Origin of the sequence: Actinomycetospora soli (genome assembly GCF_021026295.1) — a bacterium.
GTDB classification, from domain to species: domain Bacteria; phylum Actinomycetota; class Actinomycetes; order Mycobacteriales; family Pseudonocardiaceae; genus Actinomycetospora; species Actinomycetospora soli.
The window spans coordinates 36,505-52,916 of sequence record NZ_JAJNDA010000004.1; the positions used below are offsets into that span (position 1 = coordinate 36,505).

17 protein-coding genes are annotated in these 16,412 nt (G+C 75.7%); 11 read left to right on the forward strand and 6 right to left on the reverse strand.

All coding sequences use genetic code 11. The features are described 5' to 3' along the window. Nucleotides 1-12 precede the first annotated feature (12 nt). Nucleotides 13-1,710 carry a dihydroxy-acid dehydratase gene (gene ilvD / locus LN037_RS07145; protein ID WP_230751223.1) on the forward strand — a complete coding sequence of 566 codons (1,698 nt, stop codon included), beginning with the start codon at nucleotides 13-15 and terminating at the stop codon, nucleotides 1,708-1,710. Nucleotides 1,711-1,796: 86 nt separating this feature from the next. Here the strand turns inward: ilvD and LN037_RS07150 are convergent, their stop codons facing one another. Continuing rightward, nucleotides 1,797-2,105, reverse strand: coding sequence for a hypothetical protein (locus tag LN037_RS07150; protein ID WP_230751225.1), 309 nt, complete (start codon nucleotides 2,103-2,105; stop codon nucleotides 1,797-1,799). Between the two features lie 22 nt (nucleotides 2,106-2,127). Beyond that, complete coding sequence (locus LN037_RS07155; protein WP_230751227.1) at nucleotides 2,128-3,267, reverse strand: hypothetical protein; 1,140 nt, start codon at nucleotides 3,265-3,267, stop codon at nucleotides 2,128-2,130. 231 nt (nucleotides 3,268-3,498) lie between these two features. On the opposite strand from LN037_RS07155, the gene LN037_RS07160 reads away from it, so the two are divergent. Continuing rightward, complete coding sequence (locus LN037_RS07160; protein WP_230751229.1) at nucleotides 3,499-3,780, forward strand: hypothetical protein; 282 nt, start codon at nucleotides 3,499-3,501, stop codon at nucleotides 3,778-3,780. Between the two features lie 424 nt (nucleotides 3,781-4,204). Then, nucleotides 4,205-4,774, forward strand: a complete 570-nt coding sequence (locus tag LN037_RS07165) for a hypothetical protein (protein WP_230751230.1) — start codon at nucleotides 4,205-4,207, stop codon at nucleotides 4,772-4,774. On the opposite strand, the gene LN037_RS07170 is transcribed toward LN037_RS07165, so the two are convergent. After that, a complete protein-coding gene (locus LN037_RS07170) occupies nucleotides 4,746-6,182 on the reverse strand; it encodes an alpha,alpha-trehalose-phosphate synthase (UDP-forming) (RefSeq protein ID WP_230751232.1) in 1,437 nt (478 codons plus the stop codon). The two genes, LN037_RS07165 and LN037_RS07170, sit on opposite strands and share 29 nt — an antisense overlap. Nucleotides 6,183-6,302: 120 nt before the next feature. On the opposite strand from LN037_RS07170, the gene LN037_RS07175 reads away from it, so the two are divergent. From LN037_RS07175 to LN037_RS07200, 6 genes are all read left to right on the forward strand, one after another. Continuing rightward, nucleotides 6,303-7,118 (forward strand): MBL fold metallo-hydrolase, encoded by an 816-nt coding sequence (locus LN037_RS07175; protein WP_230751234.1) that lies wholly within the window; start codon nucleotides 6,303-6,305, stop codon nucleotides 7,116-7,118. A gap of 42 nt (nucleotides 7,119-7,160) precedes the next feature. Then, the gene (locus LN037_RS07180) at nucleotides 7,161-8,336 is read left to right on the forward strand and encodes a zinc-dependent alcohol dehydrogenase (RefSeq protein ID WP_230751236.1); all 1,176 of its coding nucleotides are present in this window, start codon (nucleotides 7,161-7,163) and stop codon (nucleotides 8,334-8,336) included. Nucleotides 8,337-8,408: 72 nt separating this feature from the next. Further along, the gene (locus LN037_RS07185) at nucleotides 8,409-9,362 is read left to right on the forward strand and encodes an acyl-CoA dehydrogenase family protein (RefSeq protein WP_230751238.1); all 954 of its coding nucleotides are present in this window, start codon (nucleotides 8,409-8,411) and stop codon (nucleotides 9,360-9,362) included. Beyond that, nucleotides 9,359-10,090, forward strand: coding sequence for a PIG-L deacetylase family protein (locus tag LN037_RS07190; protein WP_230751241.1), 732 nt, complete (start codon nucleotides 9,359-9,361; stop codon nucleotides 10,088-10,090). The genes LN037_RS07185 and LN037_RS07190 overlap by 4 nt, the downstream gene beginning before the upstream one ends. Nucleotides 10,091-10,095: 5 nt before the next feature. After that, a complete protein-coding gene (locus LN037_RS33440) occupies nucleotides 10,096-10,701 on the forward strand; it encodes a class I SAM-dependent DNA methyltransferase (protein ID WP_230751243.1) in 606 nt (201 codons plus the stop codon). Then, the gene (locus LN037_RS07200) at nucleotides 10,698-11,372 is read left to right on the forward strand and encodes a glycosyltransferase family 2 protein (protein ID WP_230751245.1); all 675 of its coding nucleotides are present in this window, start codon (nucleotides 10,698-10,700) and stop codon (nucleotides 11,370-11,372) included. The genes LN037_RS33440 and LN037_RS07200 overlap by 4 nt, the downstream gene beginning before the upstream one ends. 53 nt (nucleotides 11,373-11,425) lie before the next feature. On the opposite strand, the gene LN037_RS07205 is transcribed toward LN037_RS07200, so the two are convergent. Then, complete coding sequence (locus LN037_RS07205) at nucleotides 11,426-11,917, reverse strand: nuclear transport factor 2 family protein (protein WP_230751247.1); 492 nt, start codon at nucleotides 11,915-11,917, stop codon at nucleotides 11,426-11,428. A gap of 148 nt (nucleotides 11,918-12,065) precedes the next feature. On the opposite strand from LN037_RS07205, the gene LN037_RS07210 reads away from it, so the two are divergent. Next, on the forward strand, nucleotides 12,066-13,082 hold the full coding sequence (locus LN037_RS07210) for an NAD-dependent formate dehydrogenase (RefSeq protein ID WP_230751248.1): 1,017 nt from the start codon (nucleotides 12,066-12,068) through the stop codon (nucleotides 13,080-13,082). Nucleotides 13,083-13,133: 51 nt separating this feature from the next. Here LN037_RS07210 and LN037_RS07215 read toward each other — a convergent pair whose 3' ends face one another. Continuing rightward, entirely contained in the window at nucleotides 13,134-13,883 is a 750-nt protein-coding gene (locus tag LN037_RS07215) for an SDR family oxidoreductase (protein ID WP_230751250.1), read from the reverse strand. A 310-nt stretch (nucleotides 13,884-14,193) separates the two neighbouring features. On the opposite strand from LN037_RS07215, the gene LN037_RS07220 reads away from it, so the two are divergent. Beyond that, entirely contained in the window at nucleotides 14,194-14,622 is a 429-nt protein-coding gene (locus LN037_RS07220; protein ID WP_230751252.1) for an AAA family ATPase, read from the forward strand. A 793-nt stretch (nucleotides 14,623-15,415) separates the two neighbouring features. On the opposite strand, the gene LN037_RS07225 is transcribed toward LN037_RS07220, so the two are convergent. Then, a complete protein-coding gene (locus LN037_RS07225; protein ID WP_230751254.1) occupies nucleotides 15,416-16,255 on the reverse strand; it encodes a manganese catalase in 840 nt (279 codons plus the stop codon). Nucleotides 16,256-16,412 lie beyond the last annotated feature (157 nt).

Sequence of the window (16,412 nt, forward strand, 5' to 3'; positions counted from 1 at the left end):
AGCGTCCCTCCCATGACGGAGGCCACCACCCAGCACGACGTCAAGCCGCGCAGCCGCGACGTCACCGACGGGCTCGAGCGGGCCGCCGCACGCGGCATGCTCCGCGCCGTCGGCATGACCGACGACGACTTCTCGAAGCCGCAGATCGGCGTCGCCTCGTCCTGGAACGAGATCACGCCGTGCAACCTCTCGCTCGACCGCCTGGCCGACGCCTCGAAGCAGGGCGTGCACGCCGCGGGCGGCTACCCGATGGAGTTCGGCACCATCTCGGTGTCCGACGGCATCTCCATGGGCCACGAGGGCATGCACTACTCGCTGGTCTCGCGCGAGATCATCGCCGACTCGGTGGAGACGGTGGTCCAGGCCGAGCGGCTCGACGGGACGATCCTGCTGGCCGGCTGCGACAAGTCGCTGCCCGGGATGCTCATGGCCGCCGCGCGCCTCGACCTGGCGTCGGTGTTCATCTACGCCGGCTCGATCGCCCCGGGCTACGTCGACGGCAAGGAGGTGTCGATCATCGACGCCTTCGAGGCGGTCGGCGCGTGCGCCCGCGGGCTGATCACCCGCGAGAAGGTCGACGAGATCGAGCGCGCCATCTGCCCCGGTGAGGGCGCCTGCGGCGGCATGTACACCGCGAACACGATGGCCTCCGCCGCCGAGGCGATGGGGATGTCGCTGCCCGGCTCCGCCTCCCCGCCCTCGGCCGACCGGCGCCGCGACGGGTTCGCCCGCGCCTCCGGCGAGGCGGTCGTCGGGATGCTGCAGCGCGGCCACACCGCACGCGACATCATCACGCGCGAGTCGCTGGAGAACGCGATCGCCGTGGTCATGGCGTTCGGCGGGTCGACCAACGCCGTCCTGCACCTGCTCGCGATCGCCCGCGAGGCCGAGGTGCCGCTGACCCTCGACGACTTCAACCGCATCGGCGACCGGGTCCCGCACCTCGCCGACGTCAAGCCGTTCGGCCGCTGGATGATGAACACGGTCGACCGGGTCGGGGGCGTGCCCGTCGTCATGAAGGCGCTGCTCGACGCCGGCCTCATCCACGGCGACTGCCTGACGGTGACCGGCCGGACCGTGGCCGAGAACCTCGAGGCGCTGGAGCCGGCCGGGCTCGACGGCGAGATCCTGCGGCCGCTGTCGGACCCGATCCACCCCACCGGCGGGCTGACGATCCTGCGCGGGTCACTCGCGCCCGACGGGGCGGTGGTGAAGTCGGCGGGCTTCGACTCCGCGTCCTTCGAGGGCACCGCGCGGGTGTTCGACGGCGAGGCCGGGGCGATGGACGCGGTGTCGACGGACGCACTGAACCCGGGCGACGTCGTCGTCATCCGGCAGGAGGGCCCGCGGGGCGGGCCGGGGATGCGCGAGATGCTCGCGGTCACTGGCGCCATCAAGGGCGCGGGGCTCGGCAAGGACGTGCTGCTGCTGACCGACGGCCGCTTCTCCGGCGGGACGACGGGCCTGTGCGTGGGTCACGTGGCGCCGGAGGCCGACCACGGCGGGCCGATCGCGTTCGTCCGGGAGGGCGACCGCATCCGGCTCGACCTCGCGGCGCGGACGCTCGACCTGCTCGTGTCCGACGAGGAGATGGCGGCGCGCCGCGAGGGCTGGACCGCTCCCCCGCCGAAGCACCGCACCGGCGTGCTCGGCAAGTACTCGCGCCTCGTCGGGTCCGCCGCCGAGGGTGCGGTGGTGGGCTTCGACTGACGCAGTCCCGACGGCGGGTCGGCGCCGGCGACCCGGCCCGACCCGGCCCGACCCGCCGTGGGGCGGCACGGCGGCCGTGCGTCCGCTCAGGTCGCCCCGGCCGGGGGCCCGGGCGTGCTCGGGCGGGCCACCTCCCGGGCGGCGGTGGCACCGGCCACCAGGTGCTGCGCGACGGCGTGCATGCCGTGCTCGGCGCTGCCCGTCGGCACGCCCGCCGGGTCGACCTGGTGCAGCAGATCGACCAGCGCGTCCAGCAGCCGGCCCACCTCCCCCGCGACCGCGGGGAGCCCGTCGTCGGGAACGGCCCCGGAGAGTCCCTCGGCGCGTCCCCCGATGCGCAGCGCCTCGCCTGCCTCGCGCAGGGCGGTGACCGCGGTCGTCTGCGTGTCGCTCATACGGACCGAGTGTTCCACGACGTCACGTGGCCGCGTCGACCTGCGCGTTGGGTTCCTCGTCGTCGATGAGCGCCCGACGCTGCTGCTCCCGCGTGCTGTACGCGGCCTGGCGCACCGCCTCCGGACTGGTCAGGCCGGACCCGAGCGCTCCCGCGACGATGCCCATCGACCCCGAGAGCACGCCGAGCCGCAGGTACACCGGGAGCACCTCGGGCCAGCCGTCGGGCCCGGGCAGCAGCGACGGCGGGATGACCAGGAGCGCGGCCGCCGTCGTCAGGACGACCAGCAGCGCGGCCATGCACGCCACCCCCACCCCGATGGTCGCGGTGGTGGCGGCGTTGAACAGGGCCGCCTCCGGTCGGTACCGCCGGGCGGCGGCGCGCTCCCACAGGCCGTTGTCGACGACGAGCCACGCCGCCATCGCCGTCACCGCGAGGACGGCGACCACGCTGAGGCGCGGCACGGACAGGGCGGCCGCGAGCTGCCAGATGTTGGAGTAGAAGACCCCGAACGCGGCCCCGGCGGACGCGGCGGCGAGCGCCGGGGAGAGCGAGGGCACGAGCCGCCACGGCCGGTTCGCCCGCACGAGACCGCCGAGCAGGCGCAGCGTGCCGCGCGTGCCCTGCAGCGCCAGGTGCGAGTCGATCCCCGGCTCCTCGGAGGCGACCCGGACGACGGGTGGCGCCACCCGCAGGCGCCGCGCCGCGCTCGCCGGCCGGGCGGCGGGGTGCCCGACCAGCCCCTCGACGAGGTCGACGACGGCCCGGCGCAGCCGGATCTGCAGCCGGAACGCGCCGAGCGCCGGCAGGGACACGAGCGCGACGCACTCGTCGGAGCCGTAGTCGGAGACCAGCGGCTGGGTCCCCGCCCGGCGCGGGAGGTCCGTGACGAGGACGACCACGTCCCAGTTGTGGTCGCGCCGCAGCGCCGCGCCGCGCCGCAGCATCGGCAGCAGGCCCTCGGAGTCGAGCCCGACGGGCCCGGACGCGGTCTCCACCCGCCACCGGTGGTCCGGGAGGGCGGAGCCGAGGGTGGCCGGGAGGTCGGCGGCGACGCGGTCGACGAGGTCCGTGGCGAGGCCGGGGTCGGCGAGCAGGCCGACCACGAGCTGCGGGGCGGCCGGCTCGTCGGGGGCGGTGGGCTCGTCGGGAGGGGAGGTCACGCGGGGCTCCGGGAAGGACGCTGGGCCGGAGGACGGGCCCGCGTCGACTCCACGGGCGGGACCCGACGGGGTCCGGCGGGCGGTGTGCCCGTCCGCGCGGCGGCGGCACACGCCTCCGTCCGTGTGAGCGGGCGCACGTCCGGGTAGCACCCGGTGTCGGTTGACGCCACCCAGCCGTCGGACTGCGAGACCCGACGACAGGAGTCACCCAGGTCGACCGACCACGTCACCGTGCCCCGCGCGCCCGGCTCCGGCCCGGCGCGCCGCGCGATCGTCCACGCGAGCGAGACCGCCGTCCACCTGCTGACGACCGGTCATCCCGACCACGTCGGCGAGGACCGGACCCTGCTGGCCGCGCTGTCGCACGCACGGGCGGCCGCCGAGTCCGGCGAGGACGGCACCGACGGCCACGCCGCCGCGATCCTGCGCACGGCCAGTGCGCACGTCGCCGCGGGCGCGGTCGAGGACGCGTTCCTCGCGCTCGACCACGTCCGGAGCCTGTTCCCGCGCTAGGGGTGGGTGGGGCGGCCCCCACGGCTGGGGTTGGTCAACCGCGGAGACCTCCGGGGGCGACGGGCCCGGGCCCGTCGCGGCCGTGCCCGCGGATACCCGACGTCCGCTCGGACGCACACGGTCGATCGACTCGGGGCCGCTCCGTCCGGCGTCGGACGGTCTCGTTCCAGGTCCGGGCGTCGACGGGCGGGCCGGCCGGAGCGGACCGACCGCAGATGGCCTCCCGCCAGTCCTCGGGCGGCGGGGCGATCACGTCGCGACGCGGGCGGACGGGGCGGGCCTGCTCCTCGGACGCCATGGGACCTCCCGGACGACGGGTCGGGTCGGCGTCGGGGCGTGAGCCGGATGCGGTCCCACGGCACCAGAGACCGGCGGCCCGGGTCAACCCCGGTTCCGCGGCCCGGGGGGTCGGGTACCGACCGGCATGGACGCGAGGACGGCCCGGCGCGAGGCGCTCAAGCGGGTCGCCGCGGCCCTGCGCCGGGGCGCGGTGCCGTTCGCCCTGGCGGGCGGCTACGCCGCATGGGTGCACGGCGCCCCGGAGCCGGAGCACGACGTCGACCTGATCGTCGCCGCCGCCGACCGCGACGCCGCGCTCGCCGCCGTCGCCGTCGCCGCGGCCGGCCTCGTCGCCGAGGAACCGCCCGAGGACTGGCTGGTCAAGGTGCCGTTCGAGGGCGCCGTGGTCGACGTGCTGCACCGGTGGTCCGGGCACGACATCGGCCCCGAGCAGCTCGCCCGCGCCGTCGAGCGCGAGGTCCTGTCCGTGCGGATGCCGGTCAGCGACATCACCGACGTGCTGGTCGGGAAGCTCTGCGCGCTCACCGAGCAGCGCTGCGACCTCGGCACCGTCCTGCCCGCCGCGCGCGCCGTGCGCGAGCAGATCGACTGGGACCGGGTGGTCGCCGAGACCGCCGGGAACGACGTGGCCGCCGCGTGCCTGCACCTGCTGGCACGCCTCGGCGTCATGCCGGCGGACGCCCCAGCGCCGTGAGGAACGCCTCCGACCAGCGCGCCACGTCGTGCTCGGCGACCTGCGCGGCGAGCTCCGCGACCCGTCGTCGGGAATCCTCCGAGCCGAGCCCGGCGACCGCGTCGGCGATGGCGGCGGCCACGCCGTCGAGGTCGTGCGGGTTGACCAGGCGCGCCGCGGTCAGCTCCTCGGCGGCGCCGGTGAACTCGGAGAGGACGAGGTCGCCGGAGTCGTCGGTCCGGGTGGCGACGAACTCCTTCGCGACGAGGTTCATGCCGTCGCGCAGCGGGGTCACCAGCGCGACGTCGGCGGCGAGGTAGAGCGCCGCCAGCTCGTCGGGCGGCAGCGAGCGGTGCACGTAGTGGATCGCGGGCCGGCCGATGCCCGCGTGGTCGCCGTTGATCCGTCCGACCGTGCGCTCGACCCGCTCCCGGGTCCGGCGGTAGGCGTCCACCCGCTCGCGGCTGGGTGTCGCGACCTGCACCAGCACGGTCGTGGCCGGGTCCAGACGCCCGCCGTCGAGGAGCTCGCCGTACGCGTCGAGCCGCACCTCGATGCCCTTGGTGTAGTCGAGGCGGTCGACCCCGAGCAGCACCGTCGCCGGGTCGCCGAGCTCGGCGCGCAGGGCCCGGGCGCGCTCGGCGGTCGCGGGGTCGGCGCCACGGCGGGCGAAGGCGGCGCTGTCGATGGAGATCGGGAACGCCCCGACCCGCGTGGTCCGCCCGTCGAGGCGGATCTCCCCGTCCGCGCGGCGCAGCCCGATCGGGGCGTCGTCGACCTCGGCCGCGCACAGCCGCTGCGCGAGCCACCGGAAGTTCGCCGCCCCGCCCGGGGTGTGGAACCCGACGAGGTCGGCGCCCAGCAGGCCCTCGACCACCTCGCGGCGCCACGGCAGCTGCAGGAACAGCTCGACCGGCGGGAACGGGATGTGCAGGAAGAACCCGATGCACAGGTCCGGCCGCAGCTCGCGCAGCATCCGCGGCACGAGCTGGAGCTGGTAGTCCTGCACCCACACCGTCGCGCCCGGCGCGGCCACCTCCGCCGCCGCCTCCGCGAAGCGCCGGTTGACCGCCCGGTGGGTCTCCCACCGGTCGCGGTCGTACACGGGGGCGACGACGAGGTCGTGGTAGAGCGGCCACAACGTCGCGTTCGCGGCCCCCTCGTAGTGCGCGGCGATCTCGTCGGCGTCCAGCGGGACGGCGTGCAGCGTCACGTCCTCCCCGACGGTGTCGTCGGCGAACGGCTCCGGCGCGGCGTCCGGCACCCCGGGCCACCCGACCCAGGCCGCCCGCTGCCCGGCGAGCGCCGGGGCGAGCGCGCTCACCAGCCCGCCCGGGGAGGCCTGCCAGTGCTGCCCGCCGTCGTCGTCGGTCACGAGGTCCACGGGCAGGCGGTTGGCGACGACGACGAATCCGACGGTCTCCGGCATGGCGGCCGTCTACCCGTCGTCCCCGGCGCGGTGAACGTGTGGCGGACCCGGTCCGACGGCTACTCTGCTCCGCCCGGTTGACCACGCAGCCACCCCCTTCCCACGACAGGCGGTGCTGTGATGACCGAGGCCCGGACCCCCGGACCGGGGACGCTCTCCTTCGTCGGGACGGCGACCGTGCTGCTCGAGTGCGCGGGCATGCGCGTGCTCACCGACCCGAACTTCCTGCACCGCGGGCAGCGGGCCTGGCTCGGCCACGGCCTCACCTCGAAGCGGCTGACCGAGCCGGCGTGGACGCCGGAGCAGCTCGCGCCGGTCGACGCCGTGGTGCTCTCCCACCTGCACGGCGACCACTGGGACCGCGAGACGCGCCGCCGGCTGCCGCGCAGCACGCCGATCGTCACCACCCGGCACGCGTCGCGACGGCTGCAGACCCGGCACGGCTTCCCGCGGGCGATCGGGCTGGCGACCTGGGAGTCGCACGTCCTCGCCGGACCGGACGGCGCGACGTGCACCGTCACCGCGTTGCCGGGCCGGCACGCGCCCGGGCCCGTGCAGCGGCTGCTGCCGCCGGTGATGGGGAGCCTGCTGGAGTTCCGCGCGCCCGGGGGCCGGCTCGTGCAGACGACGTACCTCTCGGGCGACACGCTGGTGTTCGACGGGCTCCACGCGATCCGCGAGCAGGTCGGCGAGGTGGACCGCGCCGTGCTCCACCTCGGCGGGACCACGCTGCCGGGCGGGATCGTGGTGACGATGGACGGCCGGCAGGGCGCCGACGCGCTGGAGATCGTCGCGCCGCGCCGGGCCACCCCGGTGCACTACGACGACTACACCGTCTTCCGGTCGCCGCTCTCCGACTTCGTCGCCGAGGTCGAGCGACGCGGTTGGGCGGACCGCGTCGACCTGGTGGGGCGCGGCGACAGCATCCCGCTGTAGCCGACCGTTTTCGGTCGCGGCGCGATCGGGGAGCCGACGGGCATGAAGGCAGTCACCTGGCAGGGCCCGCAGGACGTGCGCGTGCAGCAGGTCCCGGACCCGACGATCCAGCAGCCCACCGACGCGATCGTCCGGATGACCAGTACCGCGATCTGTGGCTCCGACCTGCACCTCTACGAGGTGCTCGGCCCGTTCCTGGACAAGGGCGACATCCTCGGCCACGAGCCGATGGGCGTCGTCGAGGAGGTCGGCTCGGAGACCGGCGACCTGAAGGTCGGCGACCGCGTCGTCATCCCGTTCAACATCTCCTGCGGCCACTGCTGGATGTGCTCGCGGGGGCTCTACGCGCAGTGCGAGACGACGCAGAACCGCGACCAGGGGTGCGGGGCGTCGCTCTTCGGCTACACCAAGCTGTACGGGCAGGTGCCCGGCGGACAGGCCGAGTACCTCCGCGTGCCGCAGGCCCAGTTCGGCCCGATCGTCGTGCCGGAGGGCCCGCCGGACGAGCGCTTCCTCTACCTCTCGGACGTCCTGCCGACCGCCTGGCAGGCCGTCGCCTTCGCCGACGTGCCGAAGGGCGGTAGCGTCGCGGTGTTCGGGCTCGGGCCGATCGGACAGATGGCCGCGCGGATCGCCAAGCACCAGGGCTTCCGGCCGATCGCCGTCGACTCGGTGCCCGAGCGGCTCGCGATGGCGCAGCGCCACGGGATCGAGACGATCAACGGCAACGACACCGACGTCACCGCGGCCATCCGGGACCGGACGGACGGGCGCGGGACCGACTCGGCGATCGACGCGGTCGGCATGGAGGCCCACGGCTCGCCGATCCCGCAGGCCGTGCAGAAGGTCGCCTCGAAGCTGCCGGACGCGATCTCCGGGCCGCTGATGTCGGTGGCCGGCGTCGACCGGACCGCGGCCCTCGTCGGCTGCATCGACGCGGTGCGCCGCGCCGGGACGGTGTCGCTCTCCGGGGTGTACGGCGGCATGGCCGACCCGCTGCCGATGCTGCGGATGTTCGACAAGGGCATCCGGCTCGCGATGGGGCAGGCGCACGTCAAGCAGTGGGTGCCGGACATCCTGCCGCTGCTCACCGACGACGACCCGCTCGGCGTGCACGACCTGGAGACCCACGCGCTGCCCCTCGACGAGGCCGCGCACGGGTACTCGATCTTCCAGAAGAAGCAGGACGGGGCGATCAAGGTCGTGCTCAAGCCTTAGGCGGCGGAACCTCCTGCGCACGTCCCGGGGCCGCGGCCCCGGGACGTGCGCACGGGCGTTTACGCACCTCGGGTGATCGCCCACCCGTCCGCCGTGCTCGAGGTCCACACCGTCTCCGCCGACCTGTCCGCGGTGCTCGACGATCTCGCCGCGGCGCCGGACACGGCGGGACTCTGGCGGGTGCTCGCCGGGGTCGGCGCGCGGGACCTGGTCACCGCCCGGCTCGCCGAGGCGCACGCCGACGCGGGCGGCATCCTCCGGCAGCTCGGCGGGGACCCGCCCGCCCCCGGGTCGCTCTGGGGGGTCTGGGCGGCCCGCACGCGCGACGCGGTCGTCACCGCCGAGGACGGCCCCGACGGCTGGACCCTGCACGGGGCGTCCCCCTGGAGTTCCGGCAGCGACCGGTGCACCGACGCCCTCGTCGCCGCCGAGGACCGGCTCTTCGCCGTCCGGCTCGACCACCCGACGGTCGTCCCCGGGGAGGACCCGTGGCGTGGCCTCGGCATGGCCGGGGCCGGCACGACGACCGTCCGCTTCCACGCCACGCCCGCCCGCCCGGTCGGCGGGCCGGGCGACTACCTCGACCGACCCGGGTTCTGGCACGCCGCCGCCGGGGTCGCGGCCGTCTGGTTCGGCGGCGCGGTCGGTGCGGCCACGCCGCTGCGCGAGCGCATCCGCACCGGGCGCGGCGACGCGCACGACGCCGCCCACCTCGGCGCGGTCGACGCGGCCCTGGGCGCCGCGGCCGCCGTCCTGCGGGAGGCCGCGGCGGCCGCCGACGCGGGCCTCGAGGACACCGACACCGCCCGACGCCGGGCGCTGGTCGTCCGGGCGACGGCGGAGCACGCCGTCGAGACCACCCTGCGCAGCACCGGCCGGGCCACCGGCCCCACCCCGCTCGCCCGCGACGCCCGGCACGCCCGCCACGTCGCCGACCTCGAGGTCTACGTCCGGCAGAGCCACGCCGAGCGCGACCTCGCGACCCTCGGCGGACTCGCCGCGACGGCCCCGGCGGTGTCCCTGTGACGCGGCGCGACCTCACCGGCACCGGCACCACCGAGGCCGACTGGCAGGCCTCCGGGGTGCTCGCCGCCCTGCCCCGGGCGACGCCCGAAGCCGTCCGCCCCCCGGGCCGCGTGGTGGTCCTCGCCCCCCATCCCGACGACGAGACGCTCGGCGCCGGCGCCACGCTCGCGGCGTGGGCCCGGACCGGCACGCCCGTCACGGTGGTCGCGGTGACCGACGGGGAGGCCAGCCACCCCGGCAGCCCCACGCTCTCCCCCGCCGACCTCGTCGGGCGGCGCGTCGACGAACGCACGGCCGCCCTGCGCCGGCTCGGACTGGCGGACGCACCCGTCGTCCGGATCGGCCTGCCCGACGGCGGGGTGGCTCCCCGGCGGCGCGAGCTCGCGGCCGCCCTGGCGGACGTCGTCGTGCCCGGCGACACGCTGCTGGCACCGGTCCCCGGCGACGGGCACCCCGACCACGACGCGGTGGCGGACGTGGCGGCCGAGGTCGGCGTGCCGGTCCTGGGCTACGCCGTGTGGTGGTGGCACTGGGCGGCGGCCGGGGACCTGCGGCCGGGCGCGGTCGTCGTCGGTCCCGACGAGGCGGCCCGCGAGGCGAAGCGGGCGGCCGTCGCGTGCTTCCGCACCCAGGTCGAGCCGCTGTCCGACCACCCCGCCGACGCGGCGATCCTGCCGCCGCCGGTCCTGGAGCGCCTGGTGCGCCACGACGAGGTGCTGTGGAGGTGACGCCCGTGGAGACCAGCCTGCCCCGCGAGCACTTCGACGACCTGTGGGCCGCCGAGGCCGACCCCTGGGGCCTCGAGTCGTCCTGGTACGAGGACCGCAAGCGCGCCGTGGTGCTCGCCGCCCTGCCCGACCCGGAGTACCGCCGCGCCGCCGAGCCGGGCTGCGCCGGCGGGGCGCTGTCGGTGCAGCTCGCCCCGCGGTGCGCCGAGCTGGTGTGCACCGACGTGAGCGCGACGGCCGTCGCGCGGGCGCGCAGCCGCCTGGCGGGCTTCGACCACGTGTCCGTCGACCGGAGCGCCGCGTTCCCGCCGGGCCGCTTCGACCTCGTCGTCGTCTCCGAGCTCGCGTACTACTTCGGGCGCACCGACCGGGACGCGTTCTGGGCCGGCGTCCTCGACGCGCTCGAGCCGGGCGGGACGCTGCTGGCCGTGCACTGGGTCCGTCCGGCGCCGGAGTACCCCGTCGACGGTCACCGGGTGCACGACGAGCTCGCCGCCCTGCCCGGGCTGGCGCGCATCGCCGAGCACCGGGAGGACGACTTCCGGCTCGACGTGTTCGCCCGCACCCCGCCCGCGGTGCGGTCGGTGGCGCAGCGCGTGGGCCTGCGGTGACCGTGCTCGGGGTCGTGGTGCCGGTCCACGACGAGGAGGCGTTGCTCGGGGGCTGCCTCGAGGCCCTGGACCGGGCGGCGCGGTGGGTGCACGGGAGCGCGTCCGTCCGCGTGGTCGTCGTGCTCGACTCGTGCCGGGACGCCAGCCGCGAGATCGCGCGCGAGCACGGGGCGGAGACGATCGCGGTCGCGGCCCGCAACGTCGGGGTGGCCCGCGACGCCGGGTTCCGCGCCCTGCTCGACGGTCCGGGCGCGGTGCCGGACTGGATCGCCACCACCGACGCCGACTCCCGGGTCCCCCCGGACTGGCTGCTCGCCCAGCTCGCGGCGTACGGTCGCGGGGCCGACGCGCGGGTGGGCGCGGTGTACGTCGACGACTGGGACGGCCACGGCCGGTCGACGCGCGAGTGGTTCCGGACCGTCTACGACGCCGCCGCCGACCCGCACCCGCACGTGCACGGCGCCAACCTGGGGGTGCGCCGCGAGGCCTACGAGCGGTGCGGCGGGTTCCGCGGGCTGGCCGTGGGCGAGGACGTCTCGCTCGTCGCCGCGCTCGACGCGGGCGGCCTGGTGCACCGGTCACGACGGAGCCCGGTGCTCACCAGCGGCCGTCGGATCGCCCGGGCGGCCGGGGGCTTCGCGACGCGACTGGGCGAGCTGGAGGCGGGCTGACCCGGCCCTCTCGCGCGATCGGATGCGCGAGAGGGCCGTCCGTCGCGGACGGGTCAGCTCGCGAGGCCCGAGTTCTCCCCGGAGGCGGCCGTGGACTCGTCGAGCATGCCCTCGCCGGCCTCCGCGTCGCCGGAGCCACCGGTGGCCACGGCCCGGGCGGCGGTGGTGTCGAAGTACAGGCGCACCTCGCGGACGGTGTCGCCGTCCAGGTCGATCATGGTCGCCCCGACGTAGCGCACCGGCTGCCCGTCGTGGTGGTGACCGGTGCTGACCCACTCGAGGACGGCGCGGTCCCCGGTCTCGGTCACCGTGGTGAAGTGGCTGGTGATGTCCGCGTACGCCCGGCGGTAGGCGTCCCAGAACTGCCGCGCGCCGTCCGGACCGGTGGAACTGTGGGCCGCCCCGGAACTCGTCCAGCGGGTGTCCTCGCCGGCCAGCCCCGCCATCTCCTCGGCGTCCCCGTCCTGCTCGACCGCGCGCAGCGCGTCCACGAACCGACGGGCGGTGGCCGAGGCCAACTGCGTCTCGGCGCCTTCCGATGCCATGAGGTCGTCCTCCCGGGAGTTGGGTGTTCTCGACGAGCGGGATGCGCGCCGACGGGCCGCGCACAAACGTGATGCGCCCGTCCGGCCCCGCCCGTCCGTCGGGCCCGTCGTCCGTGTCCGCCCGGACGACCGTCGGGTAGCCGAGGCCATGAAGGTCGTCTACGTGTCCTACCCCGCCTCCGACCGGGAGCCCGCCGAGGGCGGGGTCCCGGCGAGCGCCGACAACGCCCTGGGGCTGCGGTCCCACCTGGAGGACGCGGGCCACACCCTGGTCACCACCAGCGACACCGGCGACGAGCTCGACCAGCAGCTGGCCGACGCCGACGTCCTCGTCACCACCCCGTTCTGGCCGGTCTACCTCGACGCCGACCGGATGGGGAAGGCCTCGAACCTCCGCCTGGTCATCACCGCGGGCGTGGGGTCGGACCACACCGACCCCGAGACCGCGAAGCAGCACGGCATCACCGTCGCCGAGGTGACCGGCTCCAACGTCGTCAGCGTCGCCGAGCACAACGTCCTGCAGATCCTCGCGCTCGTGCGGAACTTCGTCCCCGCGCACGCGGAGGCCCGTGACGGGGGCTGGGACGTCGCGGCGGTCTCCGCACCGGCCCACGACCTCGAGGGCAAGACCGTGGGCATCGTCGGGCTCGGGGCGATCGGCGCCCGGACCGCGCTGCGCCTCAAGGGCTTCGACGTCACGACGCTCTACTACGCCAACCACCGCCGCTCCCCCGCCGAGGAGGAGACGCTCGGGGTCCGCTACGCGCGGCTGGACACGCTCGTCGCGCAGTCCGACGTCATCTGCCTCGCCCTGCCGCTGATGGAGGGCAGCCAGGCACTGTTCGGCCCGGAACGGATCCGGGCGATGAAGCAGGGGTCGTGGCTGGTGAACACCGCCCGCGGCGCCATCGTGGACACCGACGCGCTGGTCGAGGCCCTGGAGTCGGGCCACCTCGCGGGCTACGCGGGCGACACCTGGTACCCGCAGCCCGCCCCCGCCGACCACCCGTGGCGCTCGATGCCGAACGAGGCCATGACCATCCACTACTCGGGCATGACCCGCGAGGCGCAGGAGCGGATCGCCGAGGGCGTGCGCGAGATGCTCGACGCGTTCGCCGACGGCCGCGACATGCCCTCGGACTACCTGATGGTCGCGCCCGACTGACGCCCGGACCCGCCGTCGGGAAGACCCTTCCCGACGGCCGGTGCGGCCGGTTCAGCCGGTCTGCTCGATCGGGCGCACGAGCACCTCGTTGACCGCCGTGCGCGGCGGGCGGGTGACGACGTAGACGATCGCGTCGGCGATGTCCTGCGCCTCCAGCACGCCCAGCTCGCTCGCCGACGAGGCGTCCGGGGCGTTGTCCCTCCCGGTGTTCGTCAGCTCGGTGTCCACCAGCCCGGGCTCGACGAGCCCCACGCGCACGTGCTGCGGCGCCAGTTCCTGGCGCAGGGCCTCGGAGAACGCGTTCACGGCGTGCTTGGTCGCCGCGTACACGTTGCTGCCGGGGCCGTTGACCTTCCGGCCGGCGACCGAGCTGACGGTGACGACGTCGGCGACACCGCGCCCGCCCCGTGCCGCCCGCGTCAGGTGGGAGACGGCGGCGTGGGTGGTGGCGAGGACGCCGTTGAGATTGACGTCGACCATCGTGCGCCACTCGCCGAGGTCGGCCTCCAGGGCCGGGTCCATCGTCCCGTAGCCGGCGTTGTTGACCAGGACGCCGATGCCGCCCCGATCCCGCGCGACCGCCTCGATCGCGTCCCGCACGGCGTCGGCGTCGGTGACGTCGACCTCGTGGACCTCCGCGTGGTCACCGAGCTCCGCGGCGAGGTCCTCGAGCCTGTCGCGCCGGCGCGCGAAGAGGGCCACCGTGGCGCCCTCGGCGGCGAGGGCCCGCGCGGTGGCGTTCCCGATCCCGCTCGACGCGCCGGTGACCACCGCGGTCGTGCCGTCCAGTCGTCCTGTCATGGGGACGGGTCCCCCGCCCGGTCGGCGTCGACGCGTCCGTTCGATCGGGCGCAGCAGGATCTCGTCGACCGCGACGCGCGGCGGCCGGGCCACCACGCGGCGTGGACGTTGCCGCCGGGACCGCTCACGACACGGCCGGCGGTCGAGCTGACCGTGACGACGTTCGGCGACGCCGCGCGACCCCTCCGCCCCCTCGACGAGGTGCGGGAGGGCGGCGTGCGTGACGGCGAGCACGCCGGCAGGTCGACGTCGACCATCGCCTGCCACTGCGCCGGTCCTGCGCCCCGCCGGACGTGGTCCACTCCTCGACGTGGCGGAGGTGGTGCTGCTGATCGGGCTGCAGGCGTGCGGGAAGACGACGTTCTACCGGTCGGCCCTCGTGGCGACGCACGTGCTCGTGTCGAAGGACGCGATGCCGCGGTCGGCGCGGCGGCGCGAGGCGCGGCTGCTGCGGGAGCTCACGGCGGCGCTGGAAGCCGGCCGGGACGTGTGCGTCGACAACACCCAACCGTCGGCGGCGGAGCGCGCGGGGGTGATCGCGGCGGCGCGGGCAGCCGGGGCGCGGGTGGTCGGGCACTGGTGGCGTCCGGACCTGCCGCTCTCGCTGTCGCGGAACGCGGCTCGCGCCGAACCGGTACCGCTCGTCGGGGTGTACGCGGCGTCGGCGCGGTGGGAGGAGCCGCGGCTCGACGAGGGCTTCGACGAGCTCGTGGAGCACGACGATCGCGAGCACCCGTGATTGTCGGACCCTCGTACTAGTGTTCGAATCATGCCGCAGGACCTGGCCTCCGACCCCCGCACCGAGTTCGCCGCGACCCTGGCCGACTCGGGGTTGCCGCTGCTCGCGCGCGCCGTGGCGGCGGGCGCGATCGGCGGGCCCGGCGTGCGCGCCGTGCTCGACCAGCTGGCTGCACTGGCCGCCGACGGGTACGGCGACGCCGCCCTCGCGGAGGCCGAGGAGTTCCTGACCTCCATCGCCGCGGCCACCGACCCGGCACGCGTCGCGCAGGAACTGCGCGAGCACTGCGACGAGGTCCTGCGGCCGCACCTCGACGAGACCGGCAGCGACGAGCCGGACGACGATGAGCCGGACGACGAACTCTGGTTCGAGGAGCCCGCCGCCGTCGAGGCCGGACCTCTGGCGCGCCCCCGTCCGCGCGCCGGAGGCCGGGCAGCACCCGGGCCCGGCCGACGACGGTCCCGCCGTCGACGCACCGTCCGTCGCGTCCTCGACCGGTCCGGATCAACGCCGGGTCGGGCGACCAGGTCGTCGGGCATTCCCGTCGGTCGGGGTGCGACGCCCACTGCCCTCGAACCGCGCGCCCGGGCGGGGCGGGCACCTCCTGCGTCACCGCCCCCGCCGCCGGGTGGGCGGAGCGTCCGCCCACCCCCGCCGGCCGACACCGTGTCGGCCGGACCGGCCCACCACTCTCCGGCGGAGGAGCCGGAGTCGTGGCCGCACCGACCCACGCCCGTGGCCCGGGCGGCACGCGGCCACCCGAGCCGGACACGACCCGGCGTCGGGAACGGCGCTACGAGCCGTTCGGCCCGCCGGGCACGGTGGCGTAGAGGTACGGGTCGGCCGTCGGCGGCGTGGGCTCCGGGGCCAGCGGCTCCGGGCTGTCGAGGTACTCGAAGGTGCCCCGCCCGTCCGGGCGCTGCCCGGTGGCCCAGCGACCCTGCGCGGAGTCACCACCGGCGGAGAGGTTCCACAGCGTGTGGTCGTGCTCCTTGTTCTCCTCCTCGAGGATGCCGGCGGGGATCGGGTCGTACTCGAGGCCCTCGTCCTTGAGCTCCTCGATGGCGGCGAGCCAGATGTTCTGGTGCGCGGTGTCCCGGGCGAGGTTGAAGCGCAGCATCTCCTTCACGCCGGGGTCGTCGGTCATGTTGAACACGCGCGCGGCCTGGAGCTTGCTCTGGCCCTCGGCGGCGGCGTTGACCCGGAAGTCGGCGAGCAGGTTGCCGCTGGCGACGATCCACTTGCCGCTCCACGGCGTCCCCGCCGAGTCGGCGAGCACCGGACCGCCGCCCGAGACGATCGAGTGCTGCGGGTTCATGCCGCCGACGATCGCCGCGAGCATGGGATCGTCCTCGCAGGCGCGGGCGGTGGCCTCCGCGGGAGCGCCCTCGAGCAGCTTCGCGACCATCGTCGAGAGCATCTCGACGTGCGCGAGCTCCTCGGTGCCGATGTCGAGCAGCAGGTCCTTGTACTTGCCGGGGATGCGGCAGTTCCAGCCCTGGAACAGGTACTGCATCGCCACCGTCATCTCACCCCAGTGCCCGCCGATGAGCTCCTGGAGCTTCATGGCGAAGGCCGGGTCGGGACGCTCGGGCGACGCCTCGAACTGCAGACCCTTGTAGTGGTAGAACACGCGCTCTCCTGACGTGGGTCGCGCCGGGGCCGGGTGCTCCCGGCGACGCCCGCACGCTCCCCGTCCGTCGTGTCGCGTCCGTGGCGCGCGGCGTGCACCGCCGCGTCACCGCACCGTGTTTGCCCGCGTCGCCGGGGTGGTCACCTCTCCCGCGGAT